The following is a 26503-nucleotide window of genomic DNA, read 5'->3' as shown; positions in this document are numbered from 1 at the left end:
CGGGGGCGGGTTGCCAACCTTTTGGGGCGAGCCCGCTCCTACGCCAAACCTCAAACAGTCAGTAAAGGTCGACCGGATCGACGTCCAGCGACCAGCGCACTTGCCGCCCCGATGGCATCTGCTCCAACACTAGCAACCAGGCACTGATCAGTCGATGCAGGGGGGCACGGGCATTGGCTTGGAGCAATAGTTGCGCACGGAATCTGCCCGCCCGTCGCTCCATGGGGGCCGGCACCGGGCCGAGCAACTCGATGCCGTGCAGGCCCTGCTCGGCAAGTATGCGCTCGGCAGCGGCGCAGGCTTCGTCAAGGAAGCCTTCCGCCTGGCCCGGCTTGTGCGCGTCGGCGCGCAGCAGTGCCAGGTGGGCGAACGGCGGCAGTCCGGCCGCACGGCGCTCGCTCAAGGCCTGTTCGGCAAAGGCGAAGTAGCCCTGTTCGGTCAACTGCACCAGTAACGGGTGGTCTGCCAGGTGGGTCTGCACGATGACTTTGCCCGGTTCCTCGGCGCGCCCGGCCCTGCCGGCCACCTGGACGATCAGCTGGGCCATGTGTTCGCCGGCGCGAAAGTCGCCGGAGAACAGCCCGCCGTCGGCATCGAGGATCGCGACCAGGGTGACGCGAGGGAAATGATGCCCCTTGGCCAACATCTGGGTGCCGACCAGGATGCTCGGCTGCCCACGCTGGATAGTGGCGAACAGGTTGTGCATGGCGTCCTTGCGCGAGGTGCTGTCGCGGTCCACGCGCAGGATCGGGTAGTCCGGGAACAGCACTTTCAGGCGCTCCTCGGCACGCTCGGTACCGGCGCCCACGGGACGCAGGTCGACGTGGGCGCATTGCGGGCACTGCAGCGGCAGGCGCTCGTCGTAGCCGCAATGGTGGCAGCGCAGCACGGCGGAGCGCTGGTGCACGGTCATGCGCGCATCGCAACGTGGGCATTCGGAGAGCCAGCCGCAGTCGTGGCACAGCAATGTGGGGGCGAAGCCGCGGCGGTTGAGGAACACCAGCACCTGCTGGCCGGCCTCGAGTGTCTGGCGGATGGCCTGCTGCAACGGGCCGCTGATGCCGCTGTCCAGTGGCAGGCTGCGTACGTCCAGGCGCAGGAAGCGGGGCGCCTTGGCGCCGCCGGCGCGCTGGTTCATGCGCAGCAGGCCGTAGCGGCCACTGTGGGCGTTGTGCAGGCTTTCCAGCGACGGTGTGGCCGAGCCCAACAGGATCGGGATGTTCTCCTGGTGCGCACGCACCACGGCCAGGTCGCGGGCGTGGTAGCGCAGGCCTTCCTGCTGTTTATAGGAGCCGTCGTGCTCTTCGTCGATGATGATCAGGCCCGGGTTCTTCATCGGGGTGAACAGCGCCGAACGGGTGCCGATGATGATGTCCGCATCGCCATCACGTGCCGCCAGCCAGGCGTCCAGGCGCTCGCGATCGCCCACCGCAGAATGCAGCAGGGCGATGCGCGCGTTGAAGCGCTGCTCGAAGCGTTGCAGGGTCTGCGGGCCGAGATTGATCTCGGGGATCAGGATCAGGGCCTGCTTGCCGGCCTCGAGGGTTTCGCGGATCAGCTGCAGGTAGACCTCGGTCTTGCCGCTACCGGTGACGCCGGCCAACAGGTAGGCATGGAAGGCACCGAAGCCCGAGCGCACAGCCTCGAAAGCAGCGCGCTGTTCTTCGTTGAGCGGTAGTTCCGGTTGGGCCAGCCAGTGCTCGTGGCGCGCGGCCGGCAGGTGGCGGCGTACTTCGACTTCCACCATCTCCTTGGCCAGCAGCAGGTCGAGGCTGTCTTTGTTCAGGCCAAGCTTGCTCAACAGGCTGTGGGCCACGCCGTGGGGGTGCTGCGACAGGGTCTTGAGGGCGTCGCGCTGGCGCGGGGCACGGGCGATGCGGGGGTCTTCCAGGCGCGCACCGGGCGCGACATGCCAGAAGCGTTCCTGGCGTGCCTCGGCCGGTTCGCCCTGGCGCAGCAGAGTGGGTAGGGCCCAGTTGAGGGTGTCGCCCAGGCTGTGCTGGTAGTACTGGGCCGTCCACAGGCACAGCTTGAACAATGCCGGCGGCAGGGCTGAGACAGGGTCGAGCAGGGCGCTGGCTGGCTTGAGCTTGTCGGCAGGCACTTCGCTGTGCTCGGCGACTTCTACCAGCACCCCGATCATCTCGCGGCGGCCGAACGGCACGCGGATGCGCATGCCGGGCGTCAGTGCCTGGCGCGCCATGCTCGCGGGCGCCCGGTAGTCGAACAGGCGACGCAGGGGCGAGGGCAGGGCAAGGCGCAGAATGACGTCGGACACGCGGAAGGTCTCTGGAGGGCGTTTCACAAATCAGGCGAGCCTAGCAGACGACGGTCGGTGCAAGCGACAACTTGCGCTACGGCCGCTCTCTGGTATTATTCGCCGCCTAATTACGTGCGGTATTCAACAATAGGTGTTGGGTGGCGGCACGCAGCTCGAGGAAGTGACCATGAAAGCAGATATTCATCCGAACTACGAAGTAGTTGCAGTCACCTGCAGCTGCGGCAACAAGTTTGAAACTCGTTCGACCATGGGCAGCGTCCTGGCGATCGACGTTTGCAACCTGTGCCACCCGTTCTACACCGGTAAGCAGAAAGTCCTGGACACCGGCGGCCGCGTACAGAAGTTCGCCGATCGCTTCGGCATGTTCGGTGCCAAGAAGTAATCATGCACATGGCGAAGCCTTCGGGGTTCGCGCTGTTGCAAAAGAAGGCGCCCCTTGTGGGCGCCTTTTTTGTGGCCGCGATCTGGCATTTCCCGGCCCTGGCCTTCTGCCCGAGGCCCGACAGGGTGCAAGCGGTGGCGGTACGTCACGTGGTCGATGGCGACACCTTGCGCCTGAGCGATGGGCGCAGCGTGCGGTTGATCGGTATCAACGCCCCCGAAATCGGCCGCAAGGGGCGCTCCAGCGAACCTTATGCCGAGGCTGCCAAAAAGCGCCTGCAGGCGCTGGTGAAGGCCAGCGATGGCCGTGTCGGGCTGGTGCCGGGCGTCGAACCCAAGGACAAGTACGGCCGCATCCTGGCGCATATCTATGGCCGCACTGGCAACAATCTGGAAGCACAACTGCTCAGCGAGGGCCTGGGCTACCAGGTGGCCATTGCACCCAACGTGCAACTGTCGGGTTGTCAGCAGCAGGCCGAGCAGCAGGCGCGCAAGGCCAGGGCAGGGCTGTGGCGACAGTCACCGGTCACGCGTGGGCGCGATGTGCGGCAATCCGGATTCGCAGTAGTCGGCGGCAGGATCAACGGGATCGAGCGTAATCGCAGCGGCATCTGGCTGGAGCTTGACGAGAACGTGGTCCTGCAGGTTCCCGCTCGTCTGCAGCGCCACTTCCCCGCCAGCTTCTTCGCTAACCTCAAGGGACGCCAGGTCGAGGCGCGTGGCTGGGTGCTGGATCGTTCCCGCAAGGGCGGGCTCAAGCCTGGGCAGCGACGCTGGCTGTTGCCATTGACCGATCCGAGCATGTTGGCGCTTGTTTCTGGCTAAATAGTTGTAGACATTTTGCTATTGGATTGTACACACTGGCTCCCGTAAGCCCCGTGGGTTATAGCGTAAAGTCGTAGGCCAAAGGCCTTGACACATAGTGACCGGGCAGTCTTGTCGCCCCCCGGCTCTTTGCGTATCCTCGGCGGTCCGTCAGAACAGTAAATAGCGGAATGCCCATCATGTCAGACCTGAAAACCGCCGCTCTCGAATACCACGCTCAGCCTCGTCCGGGGAAACTGAGCGTCGAGCTCTCCAAGCCAACCGCCACCGCCCGTGACCTCGCCCTGGCCTACAGCCCGGGTGTCGCCGAGCCTGTGCGCGAGATCGGCCGTGATCCGGAGCTGGCCTACAAGTACACCGGCAAGGGCAACCTGGTTGCGGTGATCTCCGATGGCACCGCCATCCTCGGTCTGGGTGATCTCGGCCCGCTGGCCTCCAAGCCGGTCATGGAAGGCAAGGGTGTTCTGTTCAAGCGTTTCGCCGGTATCGACGTGTTCGATATCGAAGTCGAGTCGGAGAGCCCGCAAGCCTTCATCGACACCGTTCGCCGCATCTCCATCACCTTCGGCGGCATCAACCTGGAAGACATCAAGGCACCTGAGTGCTTCGAGATCGAGCGCACGCTGATCGAGCAGTGCGACATTCCGGTCTTCCACGATGACCAGCACGGCACCGCGATCGTTACCGCGGCCGGCATGATCAACGCCCTGGAAATCGCCGGCAAGAAGCTCGAAGACGCCAAGATCGTCTGCCTGGGCGCCGGTGCCGCGGCCATCTCCTGCATGAAACTGCTGGTGAGCATGGGTGCCAAGGTCGAGAACATCTTCATGATCGACCGCAGCGGCGTGATCCACGCTGGCCGCGACGACCTGAACCAGTACAAGGCCCAGTTCGCCCACGCCACCGACAAGCGCACCCTGGCTGATGCCCTGGACGGCGCAGACGTGTTCGTCGGCTTGTCCGGCCCGAACCTGCTGAGCGCCGAAGGCCTGAAGTCGATGGCCGCCAACCCGATCGTGTTCGCCTGCTCGAACCCGGACCCGGAAATCGCCCCGGAGCTGGCTCACGCTACCCGCAGCGACGTGATCATGGCCACCGGTCGTTCCGACTACCCGAACCAGGTCAACAACGTACTGGGCTTCCCGTTCATCTTCCGTGGTGCCCTGGACGTTCGCGCCAAGCGTATCAACGAAGAGATGAAGATCGCTGCCGCCATCGCCCTGAAGGACCTGGCCAAGCTGCCGGTGCCGAAGGAAGTCTGCGAAGCCTATGGTGTGCAAGCCCTGGAGTTCGGCCGTGAGTACATCATTCCGAAGCCGCTGGACGCTCGCCTGATCACCGTGGTTTCCGATGCCGTGGCCAAGGCCGCCATCGAGTCCGGTGTGGCCACTCTGCCGTATCCGAAGCACTACCCGCTCAAGAGCGTGGATGACGTGTTCAACGGCTGATCCAGTCGTAGCGTCATGAAAAAGCCCCGGCTCGCAAGAGTCGGGGCTTTTTGTGGGGCGCGGAAAACATCGCGAGACCTGTCCGTTCCCACAAGCACCTGCCTACGTTCGTGCGTGGGGGCGGGCTTGCCCCGCGAAGGGTCGATGGATCAGAACAGATCCATCGGCGCTGCTTCATCTGCCGGCAGCGGGCTGCCCGGAGCTGCGCCGTTGCCCAGTTCGTCCGCCGACGGTGGCGAGTCCTCGGCCTTGAACAGTTCGAAGTAGGCGTTCGGCGTGCTCGGTGTAGCGGCGCGGCCGCTGATTGGGTCGACGCGCAGGCTGAGGATGCCTTCGGGTTCGGCAGGTGGGTGCTCGGGCATGCCCTTGAGCGCGGCGCCCATGAAGCTCATCCAGATCGGCAGGGCCACGGTGCCGCCGTATTCGCGGCGCCCCAGGGTTTCCGGCTGGTCGAAGCCGACCCACACGGTAGTGACATAGTCAGCGTTGTAGCCGGAGAACCAGGCGTCCTTGGACTCGTTGGTGGTGCCGGTCTTGCCCGCCAGGTCCGAGCGGCCAAGGGCCAGAGCTCGGCGGCCGGTACCGCGCTTGATCACGTCCTGCAGCATGGTGGTGAGAATGTACGAGGTGCGGCCATCGATGATCTGCTCGGCAACGGCGGGCGCCTGAGGCACTTGGGGGGGCGGGGTGAGCTGGCCTGCGGCCGACAGCGCTTCGCCTGGCATCGGGGCGGTGCTGATGGGTGCCTCAGGTGCGGCGAGGCCGGCCTGGTCCTGGCTGCCCTGCGGTACGCGTGGCGGGTTGGCGGTGAACAGGATTTCGCCGTTGCGGCTCTCGACACGCTCGATAAGGTACGGGCTGATCTTGTAGCCGCCGTTGGCGAAGGTGCTCCAGCCGGTGGCGATCTCCATCGGCGTGAGTGTCGCGGTGCCCAGTGCCAGCGACAGGTTGCGCGGCAGGTCCTGTTTGTTGAAGCCGAACTTGGCGATGTAGTCGATGGTGCGATCCACGCCCATCGCCTGCAACAGGCGGATCGATACGAGGTTGCGCGACTTGTACAGCGCTTCGCGCATGCGGATCGGGCCGAGGAAGGTGTTGGTGTCGTTCTTCGGGCGCCAGACCTTGTCCAGGTACTCGTCGACGAACACGATCGGAGCATCGTTGACCAGGCTGGCGGCGGTGTAGCCGTTGTCCAGGGCGGCGCTATAGACGAAAGGCTTGAAGCTCGAGCCTGGCTGGCGCTTGGCCTGCATGGCGCGGTTGTAGTTGCTCTGCTCGAAGGAGAAACCGCCGACCAGCGCACGGATGGCGCCGTTGTAAGGGTCGAGGGTGACCAGCGCGCTCTGGGCGGCAGGAACCTGGCTGAACTTGAGCTTGCCATCCTCCTGGCGTTGCAGGCGCACCAGGTCGCCGACCTGGGCCACATCGGCCGCTGATTGCGGCGAGCGCCCCTGCGAGTTGCTGTTGAGGTAAGGGCGGGCCCATTTCATGGTGTCCCAGGCGACGTTTTCCTCCAGGCCGCCACGGGTCATCACCTTCAACCCGGTCTTCTCGACCTGGGTGACGATGGCGGGCTCCAGGCCACCCAGGGTGCGTTGCTTGCTCAGCTCCTGCAGCCAGGCCGCACGCGTCTTGCCAGGGAAGCGCGCTTCGGGGCCGCGGTAGCCGTGGCGTTCGTCGTACTCGCTGAGGCCGTTGAGGACCGCGCTGTTGGCCATCTGCTGCATGTCGCTCGGCACCGTGGTGGTGACCCGGAAGCCTTCGGTATAGGCGTCGCTGCCGTAGCGACCGACCATCTCGGCCCGGGCCATCTCGGCGACGTACGGCGCATTCACTTCCGGGGTCGGTACGTGGTAGCTGGCATTCAGCGGTTCAGCCAGGGCGGCCTGGTAGCTGGCTTCATCGATCTTGCCGAGTTTGTACATGCGCCCGAGGATCCAGTCGCGGCGCTCCTTGGCGCGTACCGGGTTGGCCAGCGGGTTGAAGCGCGAGGGTGCCTTGGGCAGGCCGGCGATCATGGCCATTTGCGCCAGGCTGACGTCGCGAATCGACTTGCCGTAGTACACCTGTGCCGCGGCGTCGATGCCGTAGGCACGGTTGCCCAGGTAGATCTTGTTGACGTACAGCTCGAGAATTTCGTCCTTGGTCAATTCCCGCTCGATCTGCAGGGCCAGGAGAATCTCGTTGGTCTTGCGCGAGAAGCTGCGTTCGCTGGTGAGGAAGAAGTTCTTCGCCACCTGCATGGTGATGGTGCTGCCGCCGCTCTGGATGTGCCCGGACTTGACCAACTGCGAGGCCGCGCGCATCAGGCTGCTAGGGTCGACGCCATAGTGGTTGAGGAAATTGTCGTCCTCAGCGGACAGAAGCGCCTGGATGAACTGTGGGGGAATTTCCTGGAACTTGATCGGCGAGCGCCGCATCTCGCCGAACTCGGCGATCAGCTTGCCGTCGCTACTGTAGACCCTCAGGGGGATTTGCAACTGGACGCTTCTGAGCGCGTCGACCGAGGGCAGGCTGGGGCTAAGATACAGAAACGCACCGCTCACACCGAGAACGAGCGCGCAGATGACGGCGACGAGAGACCACCAGAAGAACTTCAGCAGGCGTATCAAGGCTTTTGGGTGTCCAGGTTGAGAGTGGATTGCGCGCAGGGCCGGCGGACAGGAAAAACGCTGGCCATTATAAGCATTTTTCGCCCCGTCGGGTGACCGCCCGGGGAGAGGGACGACCGCCTGCGCCGCAAGGGGGCAGGCAGCCAATGACCAGGAAGGAACAGCCATGCTTGGACGCTTTGGCAGGGACGCCGGTTCACTGCTGGGGGTGGAAATCGCCTCCGACGCCGTACGGATGCTGCACCTGCGCCGCCAGCGTGGCGGTTGTCGGGTGATGGGTTGGGCGCAAGAGCGCCTTGGTGACGCGCCAGGCAGTTCATTGGGGCGTGACGAGGTGGAGTGCCTGGTCGCGGGACTGCGACAGGCACATGCCAGGTGTCGGACTTCGCAGTCCCGGGTCGCCCTGGCGTTGCCGGCATCGCAGGTCATCTGCAAGGTTTGCCGCCTGCCTGCAGGGTTGCCCGGCCATGGCGTCGAAGCCGCCTTGCTTGCACGGGCCGAGCAGCTGTTTCCCTTTCCTGTGGAAGACCTTGCCCTGGATTTCCAGGTGTATGGCCCATGCGCGGAGGATGCCGGGCAGGTCGAGGTGTTGGTGGTGGCCTGTAGGCAAAGTCAGCTCGACCCACTGGAGCGCGTGTTCGCGCAAGCCAGCCTGCAGTTGGTAGCTGTGGAGGTGGACAGCTTTGCGTTGCGCCGGGCATTGGTGGCCGAGGCGCAGGCAAGCGTCACGGCGCTGCTGCAGTTGGAGCGGGACGAGGTAGTCCTGCATCGTTGGCAGGGAGGCCACATACCGCATCGGCAGCGCTGTGTCGTGCCCTCTGTGGCGCGTTGGGCCGAGGCTGTCGAGGGGCTCTGGCAGTCGGGTGCCCAGGGCGCGTTGGAGCAAGTTGTGTTGTTCGGGGCCGCCGCCGATGAGGTTCGGGCAGCAGAGCTGTCCGAGCGTCTGGGCGTGAAATGCCATGTCGGCCGCCCGGGGCCTCTGGCCGGCGAATTCGATGAAGCCAGCGTGCCCGCTGCCGCCATGGCCTTGGTCTGTGGCTTGGCAATGGGAGGCCTGGCATGAAAGGACGACTGAATCTGATGCCCTGGCGCGAACAGCGCCGGGCAAGCGTTGTGCGGCGATTCCAGATCACCCTGGTCGCCACGCTGGTGGTGGCGCTGTGCGGGGTCATGTTGCTCGATCGAACGGCGCGGTCGCGTCTGGCCAGACAGGCGCAAGTTGTCGCCACGCAGCAGGCGGCCGTTGAGCGGTTGGACGCTTCGCTGCGGCAGATCGACCAGTTGCGTGAAACACGGGATGCGTTGTCGGCCGAGCAAGCGGCGGTGTCTGCGCTGGACGCAGCGCGAGCGCAGTTGCCTGGGCTGTTTCTCGCATTGGAGCAGGCAATGCCAGAAGGCGCGCGCTTGACCGAGGTGGGTGTGGAGGACGGGCATCTGCGCCTTGCCGGATTGGCAGCCTCTGCTTCAGTGGTGGCCCGGCTTATGCGCGGCTTGGAGCAGGTAGCGATGGTACGGGACCTGCAGCTTGTTCACTTGCGGCGTCATGGCCAGGGCGATGAATTCCTGCTGGCGGCGCGCTTGTTGGCGGGTGAGTCATGAACCGCCTGTGGGCCCAGGATTGGCAGGGCCTGGCGGCCCGGTCCCGGTTGTTCCGGTGGATGGTGGCAGCAGGGTTGCTGTTTCTGGTGGCTTTTGTGGGTTATTTCGCCCGCCTGCGTGAGCCGCTCAATAGGCATGCCGAGGCAGTCCAGAGACAGTTGCAGCTACAGGGCGTCCTGGAGGATGGGGCGGGAAAACTTGTCGAGCTGGAGCGAGCGCAGCAGGCTCTGGAACAAGCCAGGATGGGTCTGCAAGCGTTGCGATGGCGACTGGCTGCGGGCGAGGGCATGAGTGAACTGCTTGACCAGTTGGCCTTGTCGGGCCATGAGCATGGCCTGTCGTTCGAACGCATCGAGGTAAACGAAGCGCTGCAGGCAGCAGGGTACCGTCTGCAGCCTCTGGATATCAGCGTGCACGGGCGCTACCCGGCGTTGCGCTTATGGCTTGAGCAGTGGCTACAGCAGTTGCGTTTGCTGAACGTGCCCCATCTCAGGTTGGCCTTGCAGGAAGAGGGCACAGGGGTGGTTGGCGCACGGTTGCTGATACATGCCTATCACCCAGGGGAAGAGCTTCCCGTGCCGGCTGCCTTGGCGGATGAACCTGCCCAGGCTGCTCAGTCGAAGGCCACGTTCGACCCATTTCAGGCCTGGTTGCCCGCCACACAGGGTAAAGAGCTGCGGCATATTCCCTTGGCGCGACTGGAAATGGTCGGAAGCCTGTCCCAGTCAGGGCGCCGGCAGGCATTGTTGCGTTCGGCGGGGCACGTGTATCGGGTCGGTCAAGGTGACCGGCTCGGGTTGGATGAAGGGGTCGTGGTGGCAATCGATGCCGATCGGCTGGAGGTCCGCGAGCAGATCTACCTTGGCGGGCGTTGGCAGGCGCGTTCCAGGTATCTGGTGCTTGTAGAACGTGAGCAGGGAGAGGTCAGGGATGAGGCCGAGACGATGGTTGAGCGGCGTGGGGTTGATGTTGAGCATCCTGGCGGTGCAGGCAGCGGAGCTTCAGGGTGAGCCGATGTCGCTCAACTTCCAGGATGTCGAGCTGCGCTCGGTGCTTAAGGTCATGGCCGAGCACGCCGGCGTCAACCTGGTTGCCAGTGATTCGGTGCAGGGACGGATAACCCTGCGCCTGGAGGACGTGCCCTGGGGGCAGGCGCTCGACCTGGTGCTGCGCAGCAAGGGGCTGGGTAGGCGCCAGGAGGGCAATGTGCTGCTGATCGCCCCCGTTGCGGAACTGGCCGGGCAGGCCCGGGGCATGGGCGAGGAGGTGTTGCTGGAGCCCTTGCGGCGTGAACTGATCCCGGTCTTTCATGCCAAGGCCACCGAGCTGGCGGAGCTGTTGCTGGCGAGCCTGGCCGATGACGGCATTCTGACGGGGCGCGGCAGCCTCAGTGTGGATGCGCGGACCAACACGCTGGTGGTCACCCAGCCTGGCGAACGGCTTGCCGAGCTGCGCAGGCTGGTGACGCAACTGGATGTGCCGGTGCGCCAGGTCATGATCGAGGCGCGTATCGTCGAGGCCAGCGTCGATTACGAGAAGGTGCTGGGCGTGCGATGGGGTGGCCCGTTGTATGGGGTGGACAGTCGCCTGGGTAGCGACCTGTTCGTCGACCTTGGGGTCGAGCGGGCCAATGCCGGGCTCGGCGTGGGGTTGCTGCGCAGCGACATTCTGCTGGACCTGGAGCTCAGCGCCATGGAGAAGAGCGGCAATGGCGAGGTCATCTCCCAGCCCAAGGTGGTCACGGCCGACAAGGAAACCGCGCGCATACTCAAGGGCACCGAAGTGCCGTATCAGGAGACCACCCGCAGTGGCGCCACTTCCATTTCCTTTCGCGAGGCCTCCCTGTCGCTGGAGGTGACGCCGCAGATCACCCCGGATGGCAAGGTAGTGATGGATGTGCGTGTGACCAAGGACGAGCCCGACTTCATCAATGCGCTGAACGATGTGCCGCCGATCCGCAAGAACGAGGTCACGGCGAAGGTCCGGGTGGCCGATGGGCAGACCATTGTGATTGGTGGCGTGTACTCGACGTCGCAGAACAAAGTGGTCGACAAGGTGCCATTTTTCGGTGATCTGCCGTATGTTGGGCGGCTGTTTCGACGCGATGCATTACAAGAGAAAAAATCCGAGCTGCTGGTCTTCCTGACTCCGCGTATCATGAGTGACCAGGCGATTGCTGTGAGTCGTTGATTCTGTGCGAAATTTGATACTTGTAGGGCCCATGGGCGCTGGAAAAAGCACCATCGGGCGCCTGTTGGCCAAAGAGCTGCGCCTGCTGTTCAAGGATTCCGACAAGGAAATCGAGCTGCGAACCGGCGCCAACATACCGTGGATCTTCGACAAGGAAGGCGAGCCGGGCTTTCGCGACCGCGAGCAGGCGATGATCGCCGAACTCTGCGCGCTTGATGGTGTGGTTCTGGCGACCGGTGGCGGCGCAGTGATGCGCGACGCCAACCGTGCCGCGCTGCATGCCGGTGGCCGGGTGATCTACCTGCATGCCTCGGTGGAGCAGCAAGTGGGGCGCACCTCCCGTGACCGCAACCGACCGCTGTTGCGCACCGCCAATCCGGAAGCCACCTTGCGTGCCCTGCTTGAAACACGCGACCCGCTCTATCGCGAGATTGCCGACCTGGTGGTGGAAACCGACGAACGGCCACCGCGCATGGTCGTGCTCGACATTCTCGAGCGTCTGCAGAAGTTGCCGCCCCGCTGAGCGGGGTCTATCCTCGGCGACCAACGCCGAGACGGGGTTGAACGTCACCGCGTGGGGCCACAGCGCCACCGCGCCCAAGTACATTGTGGGGATACATGCAGACACTTAAGGTCGACCTGGGCGAGCGTAGCTACCCGATCTACATTGGCGAAGGCCTGCTTGACCAGCCCGAGCTGCTGGCGCCGCATATTGCCGGCCGGCAGGTCGCCATCGTCTCCAACGCGACCGTCGCGCCCCTGTACCTCGAACGCCTGAGCAAGACCCTGGGTGCCTACTCGGTGCTGCCAGTGGTGTTGCCCGACGGCGAGGCCCACAAGAACTGGGAAACCCTGCAACTGATCTTCGATGCCCTGCTGACCGCGCGTCATGACCGGCGCACCACCGTGGTCGCCCTCGGTGGCGGCGTGATCGGTGACATGGCCGGCTTTGCCGCGGCCTGCTACCAGCGTGGGGTCGACTTCATCCAGGTGCCCACCACGCTGCTGTCCCAGGTGGACTCCTCGGTGGGCGGCAAGACCGGCATCAACCACCCGCTGGGCAAGAACATGGTCGGTGCCTTCTACCAGCCCAACGCAGTGCTGATCGACACTACCAGCCTGAAAACCTTGCCTGCGCGTGAGTTGTCCGCCGGTCTCGCCGAAGTCATCAAGTACGGCCTGATCTGCGACAAGCCATTCCTCGCCTGGCTCGAGGACAATATGCAGGCGCTACGTGCCCTGGACTCCGTCGCCCTGACCGAGGCCATCCGTCGCTCCTGCGCGGCCAAGGCCGCCGTGGTTGGTGCTGATGAGCGCGAATCGGGCGTGCGTGCCACGCTCAACCTTGGCCACACCTTCGGCCATGCCATCGAAACACACATGGGTTATGGCGTCTGGCTGCACGGCGAAGCCGTGGCGGCCGGCACGGTCATGGCCCTGGAAATGTCCATGCGCCTGGGCTGGATCGACCAGCCGGCGCGTGATCGCGGAATTCGCCTGCTGCAGGACGCAGGATTGCCGGTGGTGCCACCACAGGAAATGACCCCGGCGCATTTCATGGAGCACATGGCGGTCGACAAGAAAGTGCTCGACGGGCGCCTGCGCCTGGTGCTGCTGCGCCAGCTGGGCGAGGCCGTCGTCACCGACGACTATTCGACAGAGATTCTTCAGGCCACGCTGGCGGCGGATTACCGCGCGATCGTGGCCCAGCTTTGAGGTTGTGACAACGCAATGACCAGTCTGCATGCCGATGAGGCGTTTCTCGATCATTACCAGCTGAGCCACGATCCGTTCGCACCACGGGTGCCCGGTTTCAAGTTCTTTCCCGCCCAGCGCAAGCCAGTGCTTGGCCAGCTGCACCACCTGGCGCGTTACAGCCAGTTGATGCTGGCGGTCACCGGCCCTGTGGGCAGCGGCAAGACTTTGCTGCGCCAGGCGCTGGTGGCCAGCACCAACAAGCAGTCGGTTGCAAAGCGTGGTGGTATCCGCCCGTGGCGCCAGCGACGCGGCCAGCGTGCTCGGCCAGGTGGCACAGTCGCTGGGCGTGGCGCAGCCGGAAGTGCAGGCGATCCTGTCGCAGGTGGTGCAACTGGCGCTGACCGGCCAGGAAGTCTATCTGCTGGTGGACGATGCGGAACAACTCGACGAGTCGGCACTCCAAGCGTTGCTGGAGTTGGCGGCAGGCGTAGCTGAAGGGCGTCCGCACGTGTTCCTGTTCGGCGAGCCTTCGCTGATCGCCGGGTTGGACGAGCTCAATGCCGATGGCGAGCGATTCCACGTCATTGAACTGGCCCCGTACAGCGAGGAAGAAACCCGCGAGTACCTGGAGCAGCGCCTGGAGGGTGCTGGCCGGGGCATCGAGGTGTTCACCGCCGAGCAGATCGTCGACATCCACGAAAACGCCGACGGCTGGCCTGGGAACATCAACCAGGTCGCCCGCGATACCTTGATCGAAGCCATGATCGCCAGCCGTACCACGGTCAAGCGACCATCCATGGGGTTCAAAATGCCTAAGAAACACGTGCTCGCGTTGTCCGCAGTGGTCGTGGTCGCCGTTGGCGCGGCGGTCCTGATGCCCAAGAAAGGCGACAAGGCCCCGGCCGACGCGCCCCCCGCTGCCCAGGCCCAACTGCCCCTGGGTCAGGGCGGCAACGGCGGCGCGCCCGCCATCGAGTTCTCCGGCTCCTCGCAGCCCATGCCGTTGCCGCTGGTCGGCCAGTCGCAGCCGGTAATGCGCGAACCGCTGGCCCAGGCCGCTGGCATGGGTGAAGGTGAAGACGGCGGGCCGGCCGACAACACTGCACTGCAACCAGCCACGCCATCGGCTGCCGTGCCGCCGACCGTGACCACCATCGCGCCGCCGCAAGGTGCCACCGCCAGTCCTGCGCCGGCCCCGGCCCAGCCGGTGACCAGCGCTCCGGTACAGCCGGTTGCGCCTGCGACAAAACCTGTAGCAACCCAACCGGCAAAACCGGTTGCACCTGCCAAGCCAGCCCCGGCCCCGACCCAGGTCGCGAGCGCCAAGCCTGCAGCCAAACCCGTCGAGAAACCGGCTGCCGGCGGCGCCGGCAACAGCAGCTGGTACGCGGGCCAGAAGCCCGGCAATTATGTGGTGCAGATCTTCGGCACCAGTTCCGAGGCGTCGGCGCAGTCGTTCGTCAAGGCGCAGGGTGGCGACTATCGCTACTTCAGGAAAAACCTGCAGGGCAAGCCGCTGTACGTGGTGACCTACGGCAACTTCGCCAACCGCGATGCCGCCGCTGCGGCAATCAAGAACTTGCCAGCCAAGGTCCAGGCTGGTAAACCTTGGCCACGTACCGTGGGCAGCGTCCAACAAGAGCTGGCCACGGCCCGCTGATACCTTCCGGGCGGCATCACCCCGCCGCCCAGTTGCTGAGCGACTTCTAGCTTTCAACTAGCCTGCTGCGCCTAAGCGCGGCAGGCTTTTCTGTCCCAGACTGCCGGCCACAAGCCCTTTCTTGCAGTCCTGGCTGAAACGCTTCAGACTCCAGTCAAGCCGCTATCACGGCGAACGACTTAAAAACATTCAAAATTGCGACATAAATTTTCAATGGTGAGACATGAAAATTTGTGGGCGTCGCTGTCGCTGTGCAACAATGGTTTTCCATGGCCACCGCAAAAAAGCTGGCGTTTGATCGGCGTGGATGGTAAGTGGTTGTTAAAAAAGAGATTTGCCTCCGGTTGAGAGGTAAACCTGGTGAGAAAGTGTCTATGAAAACAGGTCTGTACCATCCCGAAGAATTCAAGGACAACTGTGGTTTCGGCCTGATCGCCCATATGACGGGCGAGCCGAGTCACCACCTTCTGCAAACCGCCATGCAGGCGCTGACCTGCATGACCCACCGCGGCGGCATCAACGCCGACGGCAAGACCGGCGACGGTTGCGGTCTGCTCATGCAGAAGCCCGATCAATTCCTGCGCGCCGTGGCCCAGGAGCACTTCGCCGTCGAGCTGCCCAGGCAGTACGCCGTCGGCATGGTGTTCTTCAACCAGGACCCGGTCAAAGCCGAAGCCGCCCGCGCCAACATGGATCGCGAGATCGTCAACGCTGGCCTCAAGCTGGTGGGTTGGCGCAAGGTGCCGATCGATACCAGCGTCCTTGGCCGCCTGGCCCTGGAGCGCCTGCCGCAGATCGAACAGGTGTTCATCGGCGGCGAAGGCCTGAGCGATCAGGAATTCGCCATCAAGCTGTTCAGTGCCCGTCGCCGTTCGTCCGTGGCCAACGCCCACGACGCCGACCACTACATCTGCAGCTTCTCGCACAAGACCATCATCTACAAAGGCCTGATGATGCCGCGCGATCTCGCGGCGTTCTATCCGGACCTCGGTGACGAGCGCCTGCAGACCGCAATCTGCGTGTTCCACCAGCGCTTCTCCACCAACACCCTGCCGAAGTGGCCGCTGGCGCAGCCCTTCCGCTTCCTCGCCCACAACGGCGAGATCAACACCATCACCGGCAACCGCAACTGGGCCATGGCCCGTCGCACCAAGTTCGCCAACGACCTGATCCCCGACCTCGAAGAGCTCGGTCCGCTGGTCAATCGCGTCGGTTCCGACTCATCCAGCATGGACAACATGCTCGAGCTGATGGTCACTGGCGGCATCGACTTGTTCCGCGGCGTGCGCATGCTGGTACCGCCAGCCTGGCAGAACGTCGAGACCATGGACGCCGACCTGCGCGCCTTCTACGAATACAACTCCATGCACATGGAACCGTGGGATGGCCCGGCCGGTATCGTCATGACCGAAGGCCGCCACGCGGTGTGCCTGCTCGACCGCAACGGCCTGCGCCCGGCGCGTTGGGTCACCACCACTAACGGCTATATCACCATCGCGTCGGAGATCGGCGTATGGGGTTACCAGCCTGAAGATGTCGTCGCCAAGGGCCGTGTCGGCCCAGGCCAGATCCTGGCTGTCGATACCGAGACCGGTCAGATCCTCGACACCCGACGCCATCGACAACCGCCTGAAGTCGCGCCATCCGTACAAGCGCTGGTTGCGCCAGCACGCCACGCGCATCCAGGCGACGCTGAGCGACGACCAGGGCGTGGCCAGCTACGACGCTGACCAGCTCAAGCAGTACATGAAAATGTTCCAGGTCACCTTCGAGGAGCGTGACCAGGTGCTGCGCCCTCTGGGTGAGCAGGGCCAGGAAGCGGTCGGCTCGATGGGTGACGACACACCGATGGCCGTGCTGTCCCAGCGTGTGCGTTCGCCGTACGATTTCTTCCGTCAGCAGTTCGCCCAGGTGACCAACCCACCGATCGACCCGCTGCGCGAAGCGATCGTGATGTCCCTGGAAATCTGCCTGGGCGCCGAGCGCAACATCTTCCAGGAGTCCCCCGAGCATGCCTCGCGGGTGATCCTCAGCTCGCCGGTCATCTCGCCCGCCAAGTGGCGTTCGCTGATGAACCTGGAGCGCGAAGGTTTCGACCGCCAGCTGATCGACCTCAACTATGAGCAAAGCCTCGGCCTTGAAGCGGCCATCCGCAATATCGCCGACCAGGCCGAAGAAGCGGTGCGCGGCGGCAAGACCCAGCTGGTGCTCAGCGACCGCTACATTGCCCCGGGCAAACTGCCGGTACACGCCTCGCTGGCCGTCGGTGCGGTGCACCACCGCCTGACCGAACAGGGCTTGCGCTGCGACAGCAATATCCTGGTCGAGACCGCCACTGCCCGCGACCCGCACCACTTCGCTGTGCTGCTGGGCTTCGGTGCCTCGGCCGTCTACCCGTACCTGGCCTACGAAGTGCTGGCCGACCTGATCCGCACCGGCGAAGTGCTGGGTGATCTGGACGAGGTATTCAAGTACTACCGCAAGGGCATCTCCAAGGGCCTGCTGAAGATCCTGTCGAAGATGGGTATCTCCACCATCACCTCGTACCGTGGCGCGCAGCTGTTCGAAGCCATCGGCCTGTCCGAGGAAGTGGTTGGCCTGAGCTTCAAGGGCGTGTCGAGCCGCATCAAGGGTGCGCGTTTCGAAGACCTGGAGAGCGACCAGAAGCTGCTCGCCGCCGAAGCCTGGAGCGCGCGCAAGCCGATCCAGCAGGGTGGGCTGCTCAAGTTCGTCCATGGTGGCGAATACCATGCCTACAACCCGGACGTGGTCAACACCCTGCAGGCCGCCGTGCAACAGGGCGACTACGCCAAGTTCAAGGAATACACCACGTTGGTCGACCAGCGTCCGGTGTCGATGATCCGCGACCTGCTGAAAGTGAAAGTGGCCGACCAGGCCCTGCCATTGGATGAAATCGAGCCGCTGGACGCGATCCTCAAGCGCTTCGACTCCGCCGGCATCTCGCTGGGTGCGCTGTCGCCAGAGGCGCACGAAGCCTTGGCTGAGGCGATGAACCGCCTGGGCGCGCGTTCCAACTCCGGCGAGGGTGGTGAAGACCCGGCCCGCTACGGCACCATCAAAAGCTCGAAGATCAAGCAGGTGGCCACCGGCCGCTTTGGTGTGACCCCGGAATACCTGGTCAATGCCGAAGTGCTGCAGATCAAGGTCGCCCAGGGCGCCAAACCCGGCGAGGGCGGCCAACTGCCAGGTGGCAAGGTCAACGGCCTGATCGCCAGGCTGCGCTACGCGGTACCGGGCGTGACCCTGATTTCGCCACCGCCGCACCACGACATCTACTCGATCGAAGACTTGGCCCAGCTGATCTACGACCTCAAGCAGGTCAACCCTAAGGCGCTGGTCTCGGTCAAGCTGGTTGCCGAAGCCGGTGTGGGCACCATCGCCGCCGGCGTGGCCAAGGCCTATGCCGACCTGATCACCATTTCCGGCTACGACGGCGGCACCGGCGCTTCGCCGCTGACCTCGATCAAGTACGCCGGCGCCCCGTGGGAACTGGGCCTGGCTGAAACCCACCAGACCCTGCGCGGCAACGACCTGCGCGGCAAGGTGCGGGTGCAGACAGACGGCGGCCTGAAAACCGGCCTCGACGTGATCAAGGCTGCGATCCTCGGCGCCGAGAGCTTCGGCTTCGGCACCGCGCCGATGATCGCCCTGGGCTGCAAGTACCTGCGCATCTGCCACCTGAACAACTGCGCCACCGGCGTGGCCACCCAGAACGACAAACTGCGCAAGGACCACTACATCGGCACCGTCGACATGGTGATCAACTTCTTCACCTTCGTCGCCGAAGAGACCCGCGAGTGGCTGGCCAAGCTGGGCGTGCGCAGCCTGGGCGAGCTGATCGGCCGTACCGACCTGCTCGATGTGCTGCCGGGCGACACCGAGCGCCAGGGCCACCTCGACCTGTCACCGCTGCTGGGCAGCTCGCACATCCCGGCCGACAAGCCGCAGTTCTGCCAAGTGGACAAGAACCCGCCGTTCGACCAGGGCGAACTGGCCGAGAAGATGGTCGCCATGGCCCTGCCGGCGATCCGCGACATGGCTGGTGGCGAATTCGCCATGGACATCTGCAACTGCGACCGTTCCATCGGTGCGCGCATCTCTGGCGAAATCGCCAGGCTGCACGGCAACCAGGGCATGGCCGCGGCGCCGATCACCTTCCGCTTCAAGGGCACCGCGGGCCAGAGCTTCGGCGTGTGGAACGCCGGCGGTTTGAACCTGCACCTGGAAGGCGACGCCAACGACTACGTCGGCAAGGGCATGACCGGGGGCAAGGTGACCATCGTGCCACCGGCCGGCAGCCCGTTCGAAACCCAGCACAGCGCAATCGTCGGCAACACCTGCCTGTATGGCGCCACCGGCGGCAAGCTGTTCGCCGCAGGCACTGCGGGCGAGCGCTTCGCTGTACGTAACTCCGGCGCCCACGCTGTGGTCGAGGGCACCGGCGATCACTGCTGTGAATACATGACCGGTGGCTTTGTCTGCGTCCTGGGCAAGACCGGTTACAACTTCGGTTCTGGCATGACTGGCGGTTTCGCCTACGTGCTCGACATGGACAACAGCTTCTTCGACAAACTCAACCACGAGCTGGTGGAAATCCAGCGTATCAGTGGTGAGGCGATGGAAGCCTACCGCAGCCACCTGGCACGGGTCCTGGGCGAGTACGTGGAAGAGACCGGCAGCGAGTGGGGGCGTGAGCTCTCGGAGAACCTGGACGACTACGTGCGGCGCTTCTGGCTGGTCAAGCCGAAGGCGGCCAACCTCAAGCACCTGTTGTCCAGCACCCGTGCCAACCCGCAGTAAGAACAGCTGCAAGTGGCGAGCCCCGTGTGCGGGGTTCGTCGGGCTTACGTGATCGTCTTGCAGCTTGCAGCGTGTAGCTGGCAACTGCGGTAAAGAGGTTTTGAAAAATGGCTGAACGTCTGAGCAACGACTTCCAGTTCATCGAAGTGGGGCGCAAAGACCCCAAGAAAAAGCTGCTGCGCCAGCGCAAGAAGGAGTTCGTCGAGATCTACGAACCCTTCAAGCCGCAGCAGTCCGTGGAGCAGGCGCACCGCTGCCTGGGCTGCGGCAACCCGTATTGCGAGTGGAAATGCCCGGTGCACAACTTCATCCCCAACTGGTTGAAGCTGGTTTCCGAGGGCAACATCCTGGCGGCAGCCGAGCTGTCGCACCAGACCAACACCCTGCCGGAAGTCTGTGGCCGTGTGTGCCCGCAGGACCGCCTGTGCGAGGGTGCCTGCACCTTGAACGACGGCTTCGGCGCGGTCACCATCGGTTCGGTGGAGAAGTACATCACCGACACCGCGTTCGCCATGGGCTGGCGCCCGGACATGTCCAAGGTCAAGCCGACCGGCAAGCGTGTCGCCATCATCGGCGCCGGCCCGGCCGGCCTGGGCTGTGCCGACGTGCTGGTACGTGCCGGCGTAACCCCGGTGGTATTCGACCGCAACCCCGAGATTGGTGGCCTGCTGACTTTCGGCATCCCCGAGTTCAAGCTGGAAAAGACCGTGCTGAGCAATCGCCGCGAAGTCTTCACCGGCATGGGCATCGAGTTCCGCCTGAACACCGAGGTGGGCCGCGACATCACCATGGAGCAACTGCTCGCCGAGTACGACGCGGTGTTCATGGGCATGGGCACCTACACCTACATGAAGGGCGGCTTCCCCGGCGAGGACTTGCCGGGCGTGCACGACGCGCTGGATTTCCTGATCGCCAACGTCAACCGCAACCTCGGTTTCGAGAAGTCGCCGGAAGACTTCGTCGACATGCAGGGCAAGAAGGTCGTGGTGCTTGGCGGTGGTGACACCGCTATGGACTGCAACCGTACCTCAATCCGCCAGGGCGCCAAGTCGGTGACCTGTGCCTATCGCCGTGACGAGGCCAACATGCCGGGTTCGCGCAAAGAGGTGAAGAACGCCAAGGAAGAGGGCGTGAAGTTCCTCTACAACCGCCAGCCCATCGCCATCGTCGGCGAGGACAAGGTCGAGGGCGTGAAGGTGGTCGAGACCCGTCTCGGCGAGCCGGATGCCCGTGGTCGCCGCAGCCCCGAGCCGATCCCGGGCTCCGAGGAGATCCTGCCGGCCGACGCCGTGGTGATCGCCTTCGGCTTCCGCCCTAGCCCGGCGCCGTGGTTCGAGCAGTTCGGTATCCAGATGGACAGCCAGGGCCGCGTGGTGGCTCCGGAGAAGGGCAAGTTCAAGCACCAGACCAGCAACCCGAAAGTGTTTGCCGGTGGTGACATGGTGCGGGGTTCGGATCTGGTGGTGACGGCGATCTTCGAAGGGCGTACCGCAGCCGAAGGCATTCTGGATTACCTCGAAGTCTGATGTTGCCTGAACCGGCCTCATCGCCGGCAAGCCGGCTCCCACAAAGGCAGTGCCTTACCCTGTGGGAGCCGGCTTGCCGGCGATGAGGCCATCAGATGCAACCCCAGGACCTCGTTTTGTATACAAAAATGCTTGATCCATGGCACCTGATAGACAAAACGCATGGCCATGGCCGTGCCTTTTGCGTCCGCGTCTGAGAAAATGCCCGCACTTTTTTTCCGGATGCCGACATGACTGCCCTGAAGAACGATCGTTTCCTGCGTGCACTGCTCAAGCAACCCGTAGATGTCACCCCGGTATGGATGATGCGCCAGGCCGGCCGCTACCTCCCGGAGTATCGCGCCAGCCGCGCCAAGGCCGGTGACTTCATGAGCCTGTGCATGAACCCGCAGTTCGCCTGCGAGGTCACCCTGCAGCCGCTGGACCGCTACCCGCTGGACGCGGCGATCCTGTTCTCGGACATCCTCACCATCCCCGACGCCATGGGCCAGGGCCTGTACTTCGAGACCGGCGAAGGCCCGCGCTTCAAGAAAGTCATCAGCAGCCTGGCCGACATCGAAGCGTTGCCGATCCCCGACCCGCAGCAGGACCTGGGCTACGTGATGGACGCGGTCAGCACCATCCGCCGCGAGCTCAACGGCCGCGTCCCGCTGATCGGCTTCTCCGGCAGCCCGTGGACCCTCGCCACCTACATGGTGGAAGGTGGTTCGTCCAAGGACTTCCGCAAGATCAAGGCCATGGCCTATGACAACCCGCAGGCCCTGCACCTGCTGCTGGACAAGCTGGCGCAGTCGGTCACCAGCTACCTCAACGGGCAGATCCAGGCGGGCGCCCAGGCGGTGCAGATCTTCGATACCTGGGGTGGCAACCTGTCGGCGGCGGCCTACCAGGAATTCTCCCTGGCCTACATGCGCAAGATCGTCAGCGGCCTGATCCGCGAGCACGAAGGGCGCAAGGTGCCCGTGATCCTGTTCACCAAGAACGGCGGCCTGTGGCTGGAAAGCATCGCCGATGCAGGTGCTGACGCGCTGGGCCTGGACTGGACCTGCGAGATCGGCGATGCCCGCCGCCGCGTCGGGGACAAGGTCGCGTTGCAGGGCAACATGGACCCGACCGTGCTGTACGCCAACCCCGAGGCGATTCGCAAGGAAGTGGCGCGCATCCTGGCCAGCTACGGCAAGGGCAGCGGCCACGTGTTCAACCTGGGCCATGGCATCACCCCGGAAGTCGACCCGGAGCACGCCGGCGTATTCATCAACGCCGTGCACGAGCTTTCGGCGCAGTACCACCAGTAACCGGTGTGCAACGCAAAAAGCCCGGCCAAGTGCCGGGCTTTTTGTTGTATTAAGTTTCAATTCAGCGATCATCGGTAATCTGGGGCCATCAAAACGCAAACAGGACCCGATCATCATGAAAGCCCGTTACCTGCCCCTGATTCTCGCCCCACTGTTCAGCACCGCCGCCCTGGCCGCCGGCTACACAGGCCCCGGTGCCCAGTCCGTGACCACGGTGGCTGCCGCCAACGATGCCGCCGACGACACCCCGGTGGTACTGCAAGGCTACGTGACCAAGAAGATCAACAACGACGACAAGTACGAGTTCAAGGACAACACCGGCACCATCACCGTCGAGATCGACGACGAAGACCTGCCAGCGACCCCGTTCAACGACAAGACCAAGGTCAAGCTGACCGGCGAGGTGGAAAAGCACCTGATGAGCCGTGAGGTGGATGTGGATATCGTCGAGATCATCAACTGATCCAAGGACCTCATCGCCGGCAAGCCGGCTCCCAAAAGGTTGTGGGAGCCGGCTTATCGTGGCGACGAACCGCGGCGATTGGGCTGCAAAGCAGCCCCACTCAGGCAGTCTTCGGTGCCAACCTGCTCAAATGCAACGCCACCAGCAACGCCACCGCCAACAGGCTGCCGATGAACAGCCCGATACCGTTCCAGCCCCACTGGTGCCAGAACACCCCGCCCGCCGTCCCGGCGACACTCGACCCCGCGTAATAGCTGAACAGGTACAGCGAAGAAGCTTGCCCCTTGGCCCTCAGCGCTCGGCGGCCGATCCAGCTGCTGGCCACCGAATGCGCGCCAAAGAAGCCGAAGGTGAACACCAGCATGCCGAGAATGATCATGGCCAGCGGGTTGGCCAATGTCATGAGCAGGCCGCCGGCCATGACCACGATACTGGCCCAGAACACCTTGCGCCGCCCGAGCTTGTCGGCCAGCGCGCCGACCTGCGCAGAGCTGTAGATCCCCGACAGGTACACCACCGACAGCAGGCCGACCAGCGCCTGGTTCATATGGTAGGGGCCGGCGAGCAAGCGATAGCCAATGTAGTTGAACAAGGTGACGAAGGCGCCCATCAGCAGGAAGGCCTCGAGGAACAGCCAGGGCAGCCCGGCATCCTTGAAGTGCATGACGAAACCGTCCAGCAGGCTGCGGGGTTTCAATGATTGAGCCCGGAAGTTGCGCGATTCGGGCAGCACCTTCCAGAACACCACGGCCGCTACAAGGGCCAGGCCGCCGATCACCAGCATCGCCGTGTGCCAGCTGACGAAGTCGATCAGTACGCCGGTGATCAGCCGCCCGCTCATGCCGCCGATGGCATTGCCGCCGATATACAGCCCCATGGCCAGGCCAATGTGCTGCGGGTGGATCTCTTCGCTCAGGTAGGTCATCGCCACCGCGGCCAGGCCGCTCAGCGACAAGCCCACCAGTGCCCGCGTGGCCAGCACTAGCTCCCAGCTCGGCATCACCGCGCTGGCCAGGGTCGCCAAAGCCGCGCACAGCAAGGCGAAGACCATCACCGGCTTGCGCCCGATACGGTCGGAAATCGGCCCAGTAATCAGCAGCCCGATGGCCAGCATGGCCGTAGACACCGACAGCACCAGGCTGCTCTGCGCGGCGTTGATGGCGAACTCTTGGGACAGCAGCGGCATCATCGGCTGTACGCAGTACAGCAGGGCGAAGGTGGCGAAGCCGCCACTGAACAGCGCCAGCACGGTCTTCATGAAGGCGGGTGTGCCTTTCTCGATCCAGATGTCGTTGACGACAGGGTCGGGCTCGATGGGCAGGGGGGCGACGGCGGATCTCACAGGAGCGGTACCTCGGGGCGTTGCGATGGAAAAATCATATAGCTGGCTAATGATTAGATCCAATATATTGTTCGACCTGTTTAAGACGTTTAACGACCTGTTCGGAGCCGACCATGGAGCTGCGTCACCTGCGTTATTTCATCGCTGTGGCCGAAGAGCTGCACTTCGGCCGCGCCGCCCAGCAACTGGGCATCTCGCAACCGCCGCTGAGCCAGCAGATCCAGGCCCTGGAACAGGAGCTGGGCGCACGACTGTTCGAGCGCACCAACCGTCGGGTCGAGCTCAGCGAGGCCGGTCGGTTGTTCCTCGAAGAGGCCCGGCAAGTCCTGGCCCAGGTGGAAAAGGCCGCCGACGTGGCCCGGCGTGCGCAATTGGGCGAGTTGGGCGAGATGAAGATCGGCTTCACCTCGTCGGCGCCTTTCACCTCGCGGATTCCCCAGGCTATTCACGCCTTTCGCCAGCGTTTCCCCTCGGTGCATCTGAATCTGGAAGAAATGAGCAGCCGTGAAGTGGTGGAGGCGGTGTTCGACGAGTCCATCGAAGTAGGCCTGATGCGGCCGATGCCTCTGCCGGACGGGATCGTTTGTACCGAACTGTTCCGCGAACCCCTGGTGGCCGTGCTCAACGCATCGCACCCGCTGGCCAGCGGCAGCGAGCAGGGGCTGTACATGCAGGCCCTGGCCCGCGAGCCCTTCGTGTTCTTTCCGCGCAGCTATGGCAGCGGCTTGCATGCCCAATTGCTGAGCCTGGCGCGCCAGGCGGGTTTCAGCCCACATTTTGCCCAGGAGGCCGGGGAGGCGATGACTATCATCGGCCTGGTCTCGGCGGGGCTGGGTGTGTCAGTGCTGCCAGCGTCGTTCCAGCGCATGCGCATCGAGGGTGTGGTGTATCGCACACTGCTCGACGAGCAGGCCATGACCGCCGTGTGGCTGGTGCGCCGCGAAGCGTCTGGCTCGGCCATGGCCAATGCCTTCGTCGCGTTGCTGGCCGGGCTTGAGCAGCCCGAAGGTGCTGGCTAAACCGCCGCGCTGGCCACATACTCGGGCATTCGTTGATACACGGAGGTCTGACATGCGGCGCGTGGTGTTCAATCAGAAAGGTGGCGTGGGCAAGTCGAGCATTGCCTGCAATCTAGCGGCGGTCAGTGCCAGTGAAGGCTACCGGACCTTGCTGATCGACCTTGATGCCCAGGCCAACTCGACCCAGTACCTCACCGGCCTGACCGGCGACGACATTCCCATGGGTATCGCCGACTTTTTCAAGCAGTCGCTGTCCAGCGGGCCGTTCGCCAAGAAGAACAAGGTCGATATCTACGAAACCCCTTTCGACAACCTCCACGTGGTGACTGCCACCCCCGAGCTGGCCGACCTGCAGCCCAAGCTCGAGGCCAAGCACAAGATCAACAAGCTGCGCAAACTGCTCGATGAGCTGGACGAGGATTACGAGCGGATCTATATCGATACCCCTCCAGCACTCAACTTTTACGCGGTTTCCGCATTGATCGCGGCCGATCGCGTGCTGATCCCCTTCGACTGCGACAGCTTCTCGCGCCAGGCCCTGTATGGCCTGCTGGCCGAGATCGATGAGCTCAAGGAAGACCACAACGACGACCTGATGGTCGAGGGTATCGTGGTCAACCAATTCCAGTCCCGCGCCAGCCTGCCCCAGCAGATGCTCGACGAACTGCTGGCCGAGGGCCTGCCGGTGCTACCGGTTTACCTCGGCAGTTCGGTGAAGATGCGTGAGTCGCACCACGCCAGCCTGCCGCTGATCCACCTGGAGCCACGGCACAAGCTGACCCAGCAGTTCGTCGAGCTGCATGATCTGCTGGAGCGTAGCGCCTAGATACCTTGGCTGCGCAGCCACTCCAGCAATGACTGGAGTGGAAACGCGCCGGCCTGGCGGGTCACTTCGCGGCCGTTCCTGAACAGGATCAGGCTGGGGATCGAGCGGATACCCAACTGGCCAGCCAGGTTGCGGTTTGCCTCGCTGTCGAGCTTGGCCAGGCGGCAGCGGCCCGACAGCTGGCGCGCGGCTTGTTCGAAGGTCGGGGCGAAGCTCTTGCACGGGCCGCACCAGTCGGCCCAGACATCCAGCAGCAGCGGCAGGTCGCCTTTGATCTGGGCGGCGTAGTTGCCTTCGGTCAGCTCGAACGAGGTGCTCAGCAGCACGTTCTGTTTGCAGCGGCCGCATTTCGGGGTGTCGCCCAGGCGCTCGGCGGGGATGCGGTTGAGGCCGTTGCAGTGGGGGCAGGGGATTACCAGCGGATTGGACATTGGGGTCTCCAGTCGAAAGATGCGTCGGCGAACCGCAGCTCCCACAGGGTTGGCGCGCTCATTGTGGGAGCCGGCTTGCCGGCGAT

Annotated in this window: 18 protein-coding genes and 2 pseudogenes; 16 read left to right on the top strand and 4 right to left on the bottom strand. The window is 64.1% G+C overall.

Annotation, left to right across the window (positions count from 1 at the left end):
- Positions 1-58: 58 nt before the first annotated feature.
- Complete coding sequence (locus tag ACZ9C1_RS16840) at positions 59-2278, bottom strand: primosomal protein N' (RefSeq protein WP_476254184.1); 2220 nt, start codon at positions 2276-2278, stop codon at positions 59-61.
- A 169-nt stretch (positions 2279-2447) separates the two neighbouring features.
- Here ACZ9C1_RS16840 and rpmE point away from each other — a divergent pair, with 169 nt between their 5' ends.
- From rpmE to ACZ9C1_RS16825, 3 genes are all read left to right on the top strand, one after another.
- Entirely contained in the window at positions 2448-2663 is a 216-nt protein-coding gene (gene rpmE / locus ACZ9C1_RS16835; protein WP_031315083.1) for a 50S ribosomal protein L31, read from the top strand.
- A gap of 2 nt (positions 2664-2665) precedes the next feature.
- The gene (locus ACZ9C1_RS16830; RefSeq protein WP_457378460.1) at positions 2666-3487 is read left to right on the top strand and encodes a thermonuclease family protein; all 822 of its coding nucleotides are present in this window, start codon (positions 2666-2668) and stop codon (positions 3485-3487) included.
- A gap of 179 nt (positions 3488-3666) precedes the next feature.
- The gene (locus tag ACZ9C1_RS16825) at positions 3667-4935 is read left to right on the top strand and encodes a malic enzyme-like NAD(P)-binding protein (protein ID WP_046853841.1); all 1269 of its coding nucleotides are present in this window, start codon (positions 3667-3669) and stop codon (positions 4933-4935) included.
- Positions 4936-5084: 149 nt separating this feature from the next.
- Here the strand turns inward: ACZ9C1_RS16825 and ACZ9C1_RS16820 are convergent, their stop codons facing one another.
- Complete coding sequence (locus tag ACZ9C1_RS16820; RefSeq protein ID WP_476254580.1) at positions 5085-7544, bottom strand: penicillin-binding protein 1A; 2460 nt, start codon at positions 7542-7544, stop codon at positions 5085-5087.
- Between the two features lie 169 nt (positions 7545-7713).
- On the opposite strand from ACZ9C1_RS16820, the gene pilM reads away from it, so the two are divergent.
- The 11 genes and pseudogenes from pilM to ACZ9C1_RS16765 all read left to right on the top strand — a co-directional run bounded on the left by pilM (position 7714) and on the right by ACZ9C1_RS16765 (position 22799).
- Complete coding sequence (gene pilM / locus ACZ9C1_RS16815) at positions 7714-8610, top strand: type IV pilus biogenesis protein PilM (protein ID WP_476254183.1); 897 nt, start codon at positions 7714-7716, stop codon at positions 8608-8610.
- A complete protein-coding gene (locus ACZ9C1_RS16810; RefSeq protein WP_277502238.1) occupies positions 8607-9146 on the top strand; it encodes a PilN domain-containing protein in 540 nt (179 codons plus the stop codon). The genes pilM and ACZ9C1_RS16810 overlap by 4 nt, the downstream gene beginning before the upstream one ends.
- Positions 9143-10156 (top strand): pilus assembly protein PilP, encoded by a 1014-nt coding sequence (locus tag ACZ9C1_RS16805; RefSeq protein ID WP_457378458.1) that lies wholly within the window; start codon positions 9143-9145, stop codon positions 10154-10156. The genes ACZ9C1_RS16810 and ACZ9C1_RS16805 overlap by 4 nt, the downstream gene beginning before the upstream one ends.
- Positions 10113-11336, top strand: coding sequence for a type IV pilus secretin PilQ (locus ACZ9C1_RS16800; RefSeq protein WP_277502236.1), 1224 nt, complete (start codon positions 10113-10115; stop codon positions 11334-11336). The genes ACZ9C1_RS16805 and ACZ9C1_RS16800 overlap by 44 nt, the downstream gene beginning before the upstream one ends.
- Before the next feature lie 4 nt (positions 11337-11340).
- On the top strand, positions 11341-11859 hold the full coding sequence (gene aroK / locus ACZ9C1_RS16795; RefSeq protein WP_038706967.1) for a shikimate kinase AroK: 519 nt from the start codon (positions 11341-11343) through the stop codon (positions 11857-11859).
- Positions 11860-11954: 95 nt separating this feature from the next.
- Positions 11955-13052 carry a 3-dehydroquinate synthase gene (aroB, locus tag ACZ9C1_RS16790; protein WP_457378457.1) on the top strand — a complete coding sequence of 366 codons (1098 nt, stop codon included), beginning with the start codon at positions 11955-11957 and terminating at the stop codon, positions 13050-13052.
- Between the two features lie 15 nt (positions 13053-13067).
- Positions 13068-14694 (top strand): annotated as a pseudogene (locus ACZ9C1_RS16785) (AAA family ATPase).
- 374 nt (positions 14695-15068) lie between these two features.
- Positions 15069-19515, top strand: a pseudogene (gene gltB, locus ACZ9C1_RS16780) (glutamate synthase large subunit).
- 107 nt (positions 19516-19622) lie between these two features.
- On the top strand, positions 19623-21041 hold the full coding sequence (locus tag ACZ9C1_RS16775) for an FAD-dependent oxidoreductase (protein ID WP_046853848.1): 1419 nt from the start codon (positions 19623-19625) through the stop codon (positions 21039-21041).
- A 230-nt stretch (positions 21042-21271) separates the two neighbouring features.
- Positions 21272-22336: a uroporphyrinogen decarboxylase gene (gene hemE, locus ACZ9C1_RS16770; protein WP_139674130.1), complete on the top strand. Its 1065-nt coding sequence runs from the start codon at positions 21272-21274 to the stop codon at positions 22334-22336.
- Positions 22337-22451: 115 nt separating this feature from the next.
- The gene (locus ACZ9C1_RS16765; RefSeq protein ID WP_046853850.1) at positions 22452-22799 is read left to right on the top strand and encodes a YgiW/YdeI family stress tolerance OB fold protein; all 348 of its coding nucleotides are present in this window, start codon (positions 22452-22454) and stop codon (positions 22797-22799) included.
- 100 nt (positions 22800-22899) lie between these two features.
- Here the strand turns inward: ACZ9C1_RS16765 and ACZ9C1_RS16760 are convergent, their stop codons facing one another.
- Entirely contained in the window at positions 22900-24141 is a 1242-nt protein-coding gene (locus tag ACZ9C1_RS16760; RefSeq protein ID WP_431196982.1) for an MFS transporter, read from the bottom strand.
- Positions 24142-24254: 113 nt separating this feature from the next.
- Between ACZ9C1_RS16760 and ACZ9C1_RS16755 the strand changes: the two genes are divergently transcribed.
- Positions 24255-25160: a LysR family transcriptional regulator gene (locus tag ACZ9C1_RS16755; protein WP_476254182.1), complete on the top strand. Its 906-nt coding sequence runs from the start codon at positions 24255-24257 to the stop codon at positions 25158-25160.
- Positions 25161-25212: 52 nt separating this feature from the next.
- Positions 25213-25986 carry a ParA family protein gene (locus ACZ9C1_RS16750; RefSeq protein ID WP_094011035.1) on the top strand — a complete coding sequence of 258 codons (774 nt, stop codon included), beginning with the start codon at positions 25213-25215 and terminating at the stop codon, positions 25984-25986.
- On the opposite strand, the gene trxC is transcribed toward ACZ9C1_RS16750, so the two are convergent.
- The gene (trxC, locus tag ACZ9C1_RS16745; protein ID WP_102681765.1) at positions 25983-26417 is read right to left on the bottom strand and encodes a thioredoxin TrxC; all 435 of its coding nucleotides are present in this window, start codon (positions 26415-26417) and stop codon (positions 25983-25985) included. The genes ACZ9C1_RS16750 and trxC overlap by 4 nt on opposite strands.
- Between the last annotated feature and the right edge of the window lie 86 nt (positions 26418-26503).

This window comes from Pseudomonas sp. TE21435, assembly GCF_056279265.1.
This window is presented reverse-complemented; position numbering and strand designations above follow the sequence as displayed.

Coding starts and splice junctions, on each gene's coding strand:
- rpmE (WP_031315083.1), top strand. CDS start 2,448: ATGAAAGCAGATATTCATCCGAACTACGAAGTAGTTGCAGTCACCTGC.
- ACZ9C1_RS16830 (WP_457378460.1), top strand. CDS start 2,666: ATGCACATGGCGAAGCCTTCGGGGTTCGCGCTGTTGCAAAAGAAGGCG.
- ACZ9C1_RS16825 (WP_046853841.1), top strand. CDS start 3,667: ATGTCAGACCTGAAAACCGCCGCTCTCGAATACCACGCTCAGCCTCGT.
- pilM (WP_476254183.1), top strand. CDS start 7,714: ATGCTTGGACGCTTTGGCAGGGACGCCGGTTCACTGCTGGGGGTGGAA.
- ACZ9C1_RS16810 (WP_277502238.1), top strand. CDS start 8,607: ATGAAAGGACGACTGAATCTGATGCCCTGGCGCGAACAGCGCCGGGCA.
- ACZ9C1_RS16805 (WP_457378458.1), top strand. CDS start 9,143: ATGAACCGCCTGTGGGCCCAGGATTGGCAGGGCCTGGCGGCCCGGTCC.
- ACZ9C1_RS16800 (WP_277502236.1), top strand. CDS start 10,113: ATGTTGAGCATCCTGGCGGTGCAGGCAGCGGAGCTTCAGGGTGAGCCG.
- aroB (WP_457378457.1), top strand. CDS start 11,955: ATGCAGACACTTAAGGTCGACCTGGGCGAGCGTAGCTACCCGATCTAC.
- ACZ9C1_RS16775 (WP_046853848.1), top strand. CDS start 19,623: ATGGCTGAACGTCTGAGCAACGACTTCCAGTTCATCGAAGTGGGGCGC.
- hemE (WP_139674130.1), top strand. CDS start 21,272: ATGACTGCCCTGAAGAACGATCGTTTCCTGCGTGCACTGCTCAAGCAA.
- ACZ9C1_RS16765 (WP_046853850.1), top strand. CDS start 22,452: ATGAAAGCCCGTTACCTGCCCCTGATTCTCGCCCCACTGTTCAGCACC.
- ACZ9C1_RS16755 (WP_476254182.1), top strand. CDS start 24,255: ATGGAGCTGCGTCACCTGCGTTATTTCATCGCTGTGGCCGAAGAGCTG.
- ACZ9C1_RS16750 (WP_094011035.1), top strand. CDS start 25,213: ATGCGGCGCGTGGTGTTCAATCAGAAAGGTGGCGTGGGCAAGTCGAGC.
- trxC (WP_102681765.1), bottom strand. CDS start 26,417: ATGTCCAATCCGCTGGTAATCCCCTGCCCCCACTGCAACGGCCTCAAC.